Below are 9,881 nucleotides of genomic sequence, written 5' to 3' on the forward strand. Positions count from 1 at the left end.
GGCTGCCCAGCTCGGCGCCCCGCGCGTACCACTCCTGAGCCCCGGACCGATCCCCTGCCTCCTTCAGCAGTGAGTGGTCAGATCTGGCCGAGGTCGATCTGCACCGGGAAGGGGGCCGCTACCTTGAGGACGCCGGTGAACACGTCTCCGTCCCGGTAGGCCTTCGTCGCGGGGTCGAGGACGTAGGTGTACACGAGAGGAACACCTGTCGCGGCCTGCTCGATCCGCCAGTAGAAGCCGATGCCTGCCTTGGCGTACTGGTCGACCTTCACGATCCGGTCGGTGGTCTCCGATCCTGGTGACACCACCTCCGCGACCAACAGCACGTGCTCCGGGCGGGTGGGGGTGATGTCGATCGTGTCTGCGCGGTACACGATGACGTCCGGGCGGCGATTGGTGAGCGGGACGTCCTGAAGCCGGACGTCGAAGTCAGTGTCGGCGTTCCACTCCGGGCCCGCGGCGGCATCCAGGGCGTTCGCCAGCATCCGCGCGAGCCGGTTGTGCCGCTTGGACGCACTCGGACTCACGACGACCATCCCGTCCACGATCTCGATACCGGCGCACTGGTCCTCGGACCAGGAGTCGTACTCCTCCGCCGTGATCTGCTCATGCATCCACGCCGGGGCCACCATTTCGGCCGTCATGAAGCACCTCCCGGACACTGGGCCGCGGGCCCGATCCCGCTGGGTTCAGCGTACTGTCTGCCGTCCTTCCGGCACGCTGATCTCGCTCACGCTCACTCCCGTCGGCCGACATCGACGGACATGTCTTCGTCGGCAGCTCACGGGCCGCGGGCACGTAGTGGCACGTCCGTGGCACGACCCTCAACAAGGCGAAGGGCCAGCCTGGGAGGACACCCCTCCTGAGCTGGCCCTTCTGTTGGTGCCCCCGGCAGGATTCGAACCTGCGACACCCGCTTTAGGAGTTTTCCCTGGGCGGGGCTGTGACCTGCGGAGATGTCGGTCGGAGTGCGTCTGGCCTGGGAAAACACCACTCCGTAGTTCTCCAGTGTTCACGGGGCTTCCCGACTTCATGTGTGCTGGATCGGTTTCGTCGGGGGCGGGGCGGGAGGGCGGGCGATCTGCGGACGTCGGTGAGTGTGGCGCCAGGAGTAGCGTGGGAGGTGCGGGGCGGGGTCCCGTCGTCGCACCGGCCCTACCGACGGGTGGTCCTCATGACCAGCTCGGACACACCACCTGTTCCCCGGCGTCTGCCCAGTGGCGTCCACGAGGCCGTGCGACCGGGATCTGCGCTTCTGCGGCCTGGAGGCGACCGCATCACGCAGAGGCGTCCTCGACGGCGCGTGGTGGCCGCGCTCGCGCGACATCGGTGCCGAGCTGCCCGCCCTGTTGGGTGCCCTCGTCGCCCACGTCGGCCCCGTGTCGCGTGTGGGGCTGGATGCCGCCGATTGGGAGGGTCTGCCGACGCGTATCGTCGTGGACGACCGGGTGGTGCACATCGACTCCTTCCCGGTCGGTGACGACACGGTCCTGATCACCCGGGGTGACCGGGACATCTTCTCGTTGCTGGTCGTCCCGCCCGACGCGGCACGGGATGCCGCCCGTGCCGCGATGGCCCGGGCGGTCCGGGTGGACAACGTCAGCGACGCGGAACAGATCCTCATCGACACCGGGAGCGGGCGTGGTCCTGTCGGCTGACAGGGCGGCGCGGGGAAAGACGGGCGTACGGCTTGACCGGCGCACCAACGCCTCCCGTCCGGTGGCCCGTTCCCTGGGGTGCTTCTGTCGACGTCAGGCCCGCTGAGGGCGCGCCCCTTTCGGCTTCATCGGGTAGAGCAGACCGTCGGAGCCCGTGTCCATGAGCAGTCGTTCGGTCTGTGCGGATGGGTGGTGCAGCAGGAGGAACGCCTGGGACTCGGCGGCATGCTCGGACACGTCGAGGAAGACGCGCAGGCCGCTGTCGTCACAGCGGTCGACAGTGGTCAGATCGACGTCGATGAGGGTGATGCCGTCCCGCAGACACTGCTCGAGAGCGGCGCGCACCCGGGGCGCGGTGACGGGGTCGATCACACCGGCCAGGGTGACCAGGGCCCGCGCCCCCCGGTCGTGGCGGTAGATGTTCAGCCGCGGAAGAGTCATGACGCCTCGGTTCAGTCGCTCGGATCCTCGGGTGCTCCGGAGCCTGCGTCCACGCCCCGGGATCGCGTCGCCGCGGGCCGGGTGGGTGCCGGGGCGGGGCTGCCGGGTCGCCTGTCGGACGTCCGGACGCCGGCCCAGGGCGCGGGGTGCGGCTGGGGCGCGACACGACCACGGCGACCGGGCCGGGGGGTGCTGTACCGGTACGCCGCGATCCTGTCGGCGTGCTGGAGCCCGAGCCGGTGGATCACGTACGCCGCCACCGCGACGAGGACCAGGAAGGCGACGATCGTCAGGAAGGCGGTCATGGCGGCCACCTCACATACCGACGATCAGCCGGCTGGCCGCCCCCGGCGGACCGGCCTGCCCGGGAACGGCCGCGGGTACCGCCGAGGCGCCGCCCTCGTACTCCCACATGTCGTCCGGGCGCCCTGGCCGGTCGTTGCCCGGGACGTCGTCGAGGGCATCGTCCGCGGCGATGAGCGCGCTCGCGGTCAGCGGCGGCCCGTCGTGCCCGGACGCGGCCGCCATCAGCCGGGCCGCCGACGCCGCCCCGGTCTCGGGCGGAATGACGAGGAGGTCCCAGCGGCCGGTGCCGTACGAGAGCAGCAGCAGCTTGTGGGGGTCGAGTTCCGGGGTGAACCAGCCGGCCTTGACGATGTGCCCGGCCACGGGGATCTTGCGCGGGATGGCAGGCCAGTGCTCGGGGTTGACGGCGATACGGGTGATGCGGCCCCAGAGGGGATCCAGTACGTCCATGAGCGCCGGGAGTTCGTGCAGCAGGTCTCGGGACCTGGGCCACCACGCTCCGTCCAGGAGTCCCCGGGGGCCGTCGGTCTTCAGGGCGAGGCGCGCGGCCGGGGCTGCGGCGGGCTCGGCGTGCGCCAGGGTGGGAAGCAAGGTCGCCGACATGATGCGGACCCGTCTCCGGGCCGCTTCTGCGGCGGCCCGGGTTTCTTCGTTCGCCGGGAACGACCCGGCGTGGAAGCCGGTGTGCGAAATGCCCTCGGTACGGACCACACTACTCCGCGTTCCGTCGCGGTGCGGAGGGGCCGTGTGGCGAGAAGCGCTCACGAGGGGGCGGCCGTTCCCCGATCACGCGTCGCGCGGCTTCTACGGCGCCGTCGTCGAGCCGGACGGTGGCGGACCGGCGTGACCGCTCGCCGGGCGTGACACCGGCCTGTACTCCTCCCGCCCGTCCGGGTGGCCGCCCTGCTGGGGGGACGGATCCGAGCCCTGTTCCCCGCTCCGGCGACGGCCCGTCGCATCGACGCGTACCGCGCCGCAGGAGGTGGGGCAGGAACGCGTAGAAGCGGTCGGGAAGGAACACCGCGTCGGCGACGATCATCGTGCCCGAGAAGAGCGGCAGTCCGAGCACCACGGCGATGGCGACGTGCATGCCCAGGAGCACGGTCAGGACCGGGTACTTGAGCCGGCCGAAGAGCACGAACGGAAAGGCGACCTGGGTGAGGACGGTCAGGTAGCCGGCGACCGCCATCGCGAGCGGATACCGGTCCATGGCGTGGGAGAGCGCGGGCCACGGCTGGAAGAGCTCCAGGTTCAGCACGTAGTGCAGGGCGGTGCCGTCGTCCCAGAACGAGCCCTGGACCTTGTACAGACCGGCCGATCCGTACAGGAAGCAGACCTGTGCCGCGATCACGAGGACGCCGCAGTTGTGCACCACGGTGACCAGCGTCCGCCGGGCCGCACGCAGGTCCTGGGCGACGACGTGGCGCGTGCGGGCGACGTCCGTACGCGCCGCTTTGATCCGCGCGCGGCGTGCGTCCAGTGACCAGCACCGACCGCACGCGGTGAGCGTGAGGTAGAGGGCCATCAGCAGCAGGAGATTGTCGCCGCCGTCCGTCATGAAGATCGCCCGGGCGTGGAAGGAGACCACCACGCCCGCGAACAGCACGGACGTGGCCCGGGTCCGCCAGCCCAGCAGGAAGAGCACGGACGTCAGGAGAGCCAGCGCATAGCAGAGTTCGAAGTAGGCGCGGCTGTCCGACAGGAGCAGGAAGCTCCACCAGCCCGTCTGGTCGAAGAGCTGCGCCGCCAGTGAGGGTGTCCACGGGGAGCCGGGACCCCAGATCTCGTCCCGGTGGGGGAACTCCCGGAGGAGGAAGGCCAGGTAGAGCAGCCCGTACCCGATCCGCAGGACCGATGTGGCGTACAGGGACACGGGACGGCCGGTGAGGAGGTCCCAGATGCCGTCGGCCCGGGCGAGGAGCAGACGGTGGACGCGGGCCCACGCGCCGTCCTCGGACCCGCCCGGTACGGCCGTGTCGGCCGGGAGGTCGCGGACCTTCTCACTTCCCACGGGGGGTCACCTTCCACCAGGGCAGGAGCCGGTTCTCCACCGGCTCGGGGGGCCGCCGGCCGGCCGCCGTGCCAGGCGCGACGACGGGCGAGGTGACGACCCGGAGCTGGATGAACTCGAACGTGCCCGCGCGCCGACCGGCGACGCGGTCCGCGGCGATGTTGCTCAGGTACGTCTGCATCATCACGGCCCGGGGAGAGCGTGCCCTGTCGTCCGCGCCGTGTGTGTCGACGTAGGAGGTCCAGGCACGGCGCAGGAGGTTCTGCGCCGTGTGGCTGGGAAACGGGTCGTGTGCGACGGCGGCACGGTCCAGGGCGGTCAGGTCGATCCAGGGGCTGACCCGCGCTGAGCCGTCGGGCCCACTGTGCGCGGTCCTGGCCCACACCCTGCGGTTGACGGAGTCGGGGTTGGGGGCGAACAACTGCCAGTTCTGCTCGAAAAGGGGATACACCCACGCGACGACCTGCCGGCTGTACCGCTGTGAGACGGGGTTGGGAGGTGCCACGTGGAGGAAGACGGCACCGAGATGCACCAGGGTCGTCACCAGGCACACGAGGACGGCACCGCGCAGGCCCGCTCTCAGGGCCCTGGCACCCCGGACCCGCTCGCCGGGCGGACCGGCGTCCGTTCTCCGTTCCCCCGGCGGCGAGCCGCCATCGGTCCGTCGGTGTTCCTTCACGCGTGCCGCGTCAGTTCCGCTCGACACCGCCCACCTTGCTTTCTCGTGTTCCGCCGCCCGGCGTCACAGGCTGTTCGTCCACCGGCAGCGGCAGCGGCGGCGTGCGGCGGGTTCGAGAGGTCCCGCCGCACGCCGTCATCCGCGGTACGGACCCGCGATCCGCCGACTAGCTCTCGTGGTCTTCCTGACCGTCGGACTTGGGCGCGTTGCCGTAGCCGTAGTTGCCGTAGCCGTAGTTGCCGTAGTCGTTGCCGTAGTCGTGGCCGTTGTCGTCGCCAGGCCGATCACCCTGGCCGTGGTCCGGCTTGCCCGGCGCGCCCTGGTGGTCCTCGCCTGGTTTGCGGTGGTGTTCGTACCCACCACCGACGTCCGGTCCGCCGTGTTCGCCGGGCCTGCCGTGGTGTTCGCCGGGCCGGCCGCCGCCGTGCTGGCCGGCGGTGTTCCCGGCCGTGTTGCCCGCGGTGTTCCCCGAGGTGTTCCCCTTGGTGACGTTGTTGCCGGCGGTGTTGCCCGCGGTGTTCCCGGAGGTGCCGCCGCCCGTCACGTTGACGATCGGCCCGCCCAGGAGACCACCGCTGACCAGGCCGCCGCTGACCAGGCCCCCGCCGATCGCACCGGCGGTGGTGCCGGTCGTCGATCCGGTCGTGGTGCCCGTCGTCGTGCCGGTCGTGGTACCGGTCGTCGTTCCTGTCGTCGTACCGCTGGTGGTGCCGGTGGTCGTGCCGCCGGTCGTTCCGGTCGAGCAGGAGTTGAGGAAGATCCGGTTGGTGTCGAGCGTCACGGCGCCGTTGCGGGCCAGCGCCCGGCCCTCGATGTTGGTCCCTGTGGTCACGTGGATGTCCGTCAGGGCCATGATGGTGCCCACGAAGGTGGAGTTCGTCCCGAGGGTGGCCGAACTCCCGATCTGCCAGTAGACGTTGCACGCCGAGGCGCCGTTGGTCAGAAGCACGCGGCTGGAGGAGGCCGTCGTCAGGGCCTCCGGAATCTGGAACACCCACACGGAGTTCGGGTTTCCTCCGGCGTCCAGGATCAGATCGCCGGTGATGCCGACACCCGAGGTGGCGGTGTAGACGCCCGGAAGCAGCGTCGTGCCGTTCCCGATGCCCGCTGCGAGTGCGAAGTCCGTGGCCTGACCTGCCGCGTTGTTGTACGCGGTGACCAGGTCGGACTTGGCCTGAGCCGCCACGGCGTCGGCGGCGTGCACGGCGCCGAGCACCTCGCCGGGCGGGAAGCCGGTGATGGCCGGGTTCGGGTACGTCCCGAGGTCGTGACTGATCACCGTGGGGCCGGTGTTGGTGACTCCCGCGCCCGCCAGGACGGAGAAACTCGCCGCCGTGGCCAGCGGTACCGGCGTGGCGATGGCGACTGCCTGGGCGGGCGACAGGACGACCATCGCGGCGGCGACCGTGGCGGCGAGAGCTGAGGCCAGCAAGCCCGGCAGGGAGCGCCGGCGAGCCGTCTCAGGGATTTTCAGCTTCATCAAGAGGCCATTTCCTGTGGGGGCCGTGGCGTGCCGGGCTGCAACCGAACGCCCGGAGAGCCGTGATCTGGTGGTGCATATTACGGAGGAATCTTTCTGAGCCCGCGACAATAGAAGTGCGTTTCTGGTTTTCGAGCGTTCAGCTCTGGCGTGCGGCGCAATATTGCGGAATACGTACTTATTGATTATTTGGTGATAGCGATTGGTTGCGCGGACGAACTCCCGGGACCGCGCGAGGTGATCCCGCACATGCGGACGCACGTGAAAACGGCACATGACGACGTCACGATCCGGTTTGGCCGGTGCCCGGGCGCGATGGTATGGCGGGTGATCAACATCGCTTTCCGCGTGGCAGTCTGCGGAACAGAACGATGACGTGAACCCGGAGGTACCCCGCCCGTGGCGGCGCACATCAATCCCACCGTCAGGAGACGTCGCCTGGGGGCCGAACTGCGTCGGCTTCGCCAGGCCAGTGGACTGAAGAGCACGGAAGTGGCCGAGCGGCTGATGATCTCCCAGCCCAAGATCAGTCACCTGGAGAACGGCCGCCGCGCAATCAGTCCCCGTGACGTGCGCGACCTGTGCGCGCTGTACGGGGTGTCGGACCAGAAGGCCGTCGACGCGTTGATGGAGATGGCGAGGGAATCCGGCACACGGGGGTGGTGGCATGCCTACGGCGACATTCCCCAGAGCGTCTACATCGGCCTGGAGACGGACGCCGCCTCGGTCCACGCCTTCGAGCCCCTGGTGATCCCGGATCTTTTGCAGACCCCCGCTTACGCCCATGCGGTCATCGAGGAATCGATTCCCCGGCTCACGGCCCGGCAGGCAGCCGCACGGCTGAAGGTGCGGCTGCGCCGGCAGCACCGGATCTACGACCCGGCGGGCCCGTTGCGCTTCCGGGCTGTCCTGGACGAATCGGTCCTGCGCCGTGCCGTCGGCTCTCCCGACATCATGCGGGAGCAACTCGAACACCTGAACGCGCTCGGCGCGGAGCCCAACGTCACCGTGCAGGTCCTCCCCTTCACGGGCGGCGCTCATCCGGGCCTGTCGGGGCGGTTCTCCCTTGTGAGGTTCGCCGACGGTCCCGAGGGGGCGGTGGTCTACCTGGAACGGTTCACCAGCGACCTCTACCTGGAGAAGCCGTCCGACGTGCGGCCCTATGACGTGATGTACGCCCATCTCCAGGCCCGGGCCCTGGACCCGGTCAGCAGCCGCCGTTTCATCACCGACGCCGTCAAGTGGCACGTCGGAGCGGCGAACCGTCCCTGACCACCCCTCGGACCAGGACTCGTACGCCTCCGCCGTGACCTGCTGGATCGGTTTCGTCGGGGGCGGGGCGGGAGGGCGGGCGATCTGCGGACGTCGGTGAGTGTGGCGCCAGGAGTAGCGTGGGAGGTGCGGGGCGGGGTCCCGTCGTCGCACCGGCCCTACCGACGGGTGGTCCTCATGACCAGCTCGGACACACCACCTGTTCCCCGGCGTCTGCCCAGTGGCGTCCACGAGGCCGTGCGACCGGGATCTGCGCTTCTGCGGCCTGGAGGCGACCGCATCACGCAGAGGCGTCCTCGACGGCGCGTGGTGGCCGCGCTCGCGCGACATCGGTGCCGAGCTGCCCGCCCTGTTGGGTGCCCTCGTCGCCCACGTCGGCCCCGTGTCGCGTGTGGGGCTGGATGCCGCCGATTGGGAGGGTCTGCCGACGCGTATCGTCGTGGACGACCGGGTGGTGCACATCGACTCCTTCCCGGTCGGTGACGACACGGTCCTGATCACCCGGGGTGACCGGGACATCTTCTCGTTGCTGGTCGTCCCGCCCGACGCGGCACGGGATGCCGCCCGTGCCGCGATGGCCCGGGCGGTCCGGGTGGACAACGTCAGCGACGCGGAACAGATCCTCATCGACACCGGGAGCGGGCGTGGTCCTGTCGGCTGACAGGGCGGCGGAGCCCGTCCCTCGGGATGCTCCGGTCGACTCACCCCGCTGAGGCGGCCCCCTGCCGGCCTCACCGGGTGGAACGGACCACGAAGCCCGTGTCCTTGAGCAGCCGCTCGGTCCGCGGTCAGCCGCGCCACTCCACCATGAGCAGCGTCGCGTCGTCGCTGGTCCGTCCGCCCCGTGCCCGCTTGAGCGTGTGGGACAGCGAGCGCGTCACCGCCCGGATGCCGCGGCCGGTCCTCTCCAGCCGGTTCACACAGTCGATCAGCTGGTCCTCCCCGAACTCCTCCCCGCCGCTCTTGTGTTCCTCGACCACTCCGTCGGTGAAGCAGAGGACTCGGTCCCCGGGCACCAGCCCCAGTTCCCCGGTACTTCCACTGGTAGAGGGTCTTCACCGGCACCCCGAGATAGGCAGCGACTTCCGCCGGAGTGGCCAACGGGCCGCGCCGGGCAGCGTCGGCGGAGGAAGGGGCGTTCGCGCTGCGGAGAGAGGTATTCGGCACAGGGCTCCTTTTCGGTCTTGGACAACGTGCCTGGACAACACAGCCACACCATCCGGAGAAAAGTCCAGAGTTGTTTCTGAAACTCTGTACTGCTTCTCTCGGTGTGGCCGGTGAGACGAGAACAGTAAGGCTGGATCCCCGGTTGCCGAAATCGCTCCCGCAGAACATAAAATGTTTTGCGGCGAAGCGGTCGGTAGAGGTGCCGGAATCCGATACCCTCGCAGCTCAGAGGTAGCTCGGAGCGGCCAGATGCCACTCGCAGGGCTCGCTGGATAGTTCGGCTGATACCTGCTTAAATCACCCATCTTTGCGACGCGATGGGAAGGTAGCACGGCGTCCTCGATGAAACGGCTCGTGATGTGCCGGAATTCGATGAGAGGAACGCCACTCGGTCCCGGGATGACTTTTGTAGAGTTTAAGAACCAACTCTTGCCATAGCATCCGGTCGCAAGTTACAGCTAACTGTCATGGCAACCCGACCTGTAGAAATAGGCCCCGCCGGCCTTCACACCGTCCGCGCCATCGAGCGCCTACGCCTCGTACGCGGGCTGACTCAGCACCAACTCGCAGCCCGTTGCACCGCACTGGGCCGCCCGATGACCAATACCGCGCTCAGCCGCACCGAACGCGGCCGTCGCCGGTGCGACATCGACGACCTCGTCGCCATAGCCACCGCGCTCGGTACCCCTCCCACGACCCTGCTCCTGCCGCTCCCCTCGGCGTCCAGCGACGACCGGAGGGGGTGCTAGGCAGTTTCGTTTGGATCAGTTGGTCGTTGGTCCGGGTGTGCCGTTGACTGATGCGCAGTGGGCGCGGATCGAGCCGTTACTCCCGGACCGGACACCGAAGCGGGGTGGCCGCTGGCGT

The 9,881-nt window shown here is 69.4% G+C and carries 9 protein-coding genes and 4 pseudogenes; 4 read left to right on the forward strand and 9 right to left on the reverse strand.

What is annotated here, in order from left to right:
- Positions 1 to 77 precede the first annotated feature (77 nt).
- Positions 78 to 644 carry a Uma2 family endonuclease gene (locus tag ACZ5CZ_RS36335; protein WP_385847130.1) on the reverse strand — a complete coding sequence of 189 codons (567 nt, stop codon included), beginning with the start codon at positions 642 to 644 and terminating at the stop codon, positions 78 to 80.
- A gap of 530 nt (positions 645 to 1,174) precedes the next feature.
- Between ACZ5CZ_RS36335 and ACZ5CZ_RS36340 the strand changes: the two are divergent.
- Positions 1,175 to 1,658, forward strand: a pseudogene (locus tag ACZ5CZ_RS36340) (DUF5994 family protein).
- A gap of 93 nt (positions 1,659 to 1,751) precedes the next feature.
- Here the strand turns inward: ACZ5CZ_RS36340 and ACZ5CZ_RS36345 are convergent.
- From ACZ5CZ_RS36345 to ACZ5CZ_RS36370, 6 genes are all read right to left on the reverse strand, one after another.
- Positions 1,752 to 2,099, reverse strand: a complete 348-nt coding sequence (locus tag ACZ5CZ_RS36345) for an STAS domain-containing protein (RefSeq protein ID WP_385847128.1) — start codon at positions 2,097 to 2,099, stop codon at positions 1,752 to 1,754.
- A gap of 11 nt (positions 2,100 to 2,110) precedes the next feature.
- Positions 2,111 to 2,404 carry a hypothetical protein gene (locus ACZ5CZ_RS36350; protein WP_385847127.1) on the reverse strand — a complete coding sequence of 98 codons (294 nt, stop codon included), beginning with the start codon at positions 2,402 to 2,404 and terminating at the stop codon, positions 2,111 to 2,113.
- Positions 2,405 to 2,414: 10 nt separating this feature from the next.
- Complete coding sequence (locus ACZ5CZ_RS36355; protein ID WP_385847125.1) at positions 2,415 to 3,116, reverse strand: DUF5994 family protein; 702 nt, start codon at positions 3,114 to 3,116, stop codon at positions 2,415 to 2,417.
- A 1-nt stretch (position 3,117) separates the two neighbouring features.
- Positions 3,118 to 4,329, reverse strand: coding sequence for an HTTM domain-containing protein (locus tag ACZ5CZ_RS36360; protein ID WP_468949024.1), 1,212 nt, complete (start codon positions 4,327 to 4,329; stop codon positions 3,118 to 3,120).
- 76 nt (positions 4,330 to 4,405) lie between these two features.
- Positions 4,406 to 4,960: a DUF5819 family protein gene (locus tag ACZ5CZ_RS36365; protein WP_450792458.1), complete on the reverse strand. Its 555-nt coding sequence runs from the start codon at positions 4,958 to 4,960 to the stop codon at positions 4,406 to 4,408.
- 301 nt (positions 4,961 to 5,261) lie between these two features.
- A complete protein-coding gene (locus ACZ5CZ_RS36370; protein WP_468949018.1) occupies positions 5,262 to 6,575 on the reverse strand; it encodes an ice-binding family protein in 1,314 nt (437 codons plus the stop codon).
- 399 nt (positions 6,576 to 6,974) lie between these two features.
- On the opposite strand from ACZ5CZ_RS36370, the gene ACZ5CZ_RS36375 reads away from it, so the two are divergent.
- Together ACZ5CZ_RS36375 and ACZ5CZ_RS36380 are read left to right on the forward strand one after the other, a co-directional pair.
- Positions 6,975 to 7,847, forward strand: coding sequence for a helix-turn-helix domain-containing protein (locus ACZ5CZ_RS36375; RefSeq protein ID WP_468949020.1), 873 nt, complete (start codon positions 6,975 to 6,977; stop codon positions 7,845 to 7,847).
- Positions 7,848 to 8,024: 177 nt separating this feature from the next.
- Positions 8,025 to 8,508, forward strand: a pseudogene (locus ACZ5CZ_RS36380) (DUF5994 family protein).
- Between the two features lie 127 nt (positions 8,509 to 8,635).
- Here the strand turns inward: ACZ5CZ_RS36380 and ACZ5CZ_RS36385 are convergent.
- Together ACZ5CZ_RS36385 and ACZ5CZ_RS36390 are read right to left on the reverse strand one after the other, a co-directional pair.
- Positions 8,636 to 8,875 (reverse strand): annotated as a pseudogene (locus ACZ5CZ_RS36385) (SpoIIE family protein phosphatase); the annotation flags it as partial.
- A pseudogene (locus ACZ5CZ_RS36390) lies at positions 8,868 to 9,014 on the reverse strand (DNA-binding protein); the annotation flags it as partial. The pseudogenes ACZ5CZ_RS36390 and ACZ5CZ_RS36385, both read right to left, overlap by 8 nt.
- A gap of 467 nt (positions 9,015 to 9,481) precedes the next feature.
- Between ACZ5CZ_RS36390 and ACZ5CZ_RS36395 the strand changes: the two are divergent.
- Positions 9,482 to 9,763: a helix-turn-helix domain-containing protein gene (locus ACZ5CZ_RS36395; protein ID WP_385847120.1), complete on the forward strand. Its 282-nt coding sequence runs from the start codon at positions 9,482 to 9,484 to the stop codon at positions 9,761 to 9,763.
- Positions 9,764 to 9,881: the final 118 nt, after the last annotated feature.

It is taken from the genome of Streptomyces sp. NPDC031418, from assembly GCF_055581605.1.

Excerpts from the sequence above, each read along its gene's own strand:
- ACZ5CZ_RS36345 (WP_385847128.1), bottom strand. The coding sequence starts at position 2,099 with ATGACTCTTCCGCGGCTGAACATCTACCGCCACGACCGGGGGGCGCGG.
- ACZ5CZ_RS36350 (WP_385847127.1), bottom strand. The coding sequence starts at position 2,404 with ATGACCGCCTTCCTGACGATCGTCGCCTTCCTGGTCCTCGTCGCGGTG.
- ACZ5CZ_RS36335 (WP_385847130.1), bottom strand. The coding sequence starts at position 644 with ATGACGGCCGAAATGGTGGCCCCGGCGTGGATGCATGAGCAGATCACG.
- ACZ5CZ_RS36395 (WP_385847120.1), top strand. The coding sequence starts at position 9,482 with ATGGCAACCCGACCTGTAGAAATAGGCCCCGCCGGCCTTCACACCGTC.
- ACZ5CZ_RS36370 (WP_468949018.1), bottom strand. The coding sequence starts at position 6,575 with ATGAAGCTGAAAATCCCTGAGACGGCTCGCCGGCGCTCCCTGCCGGGC.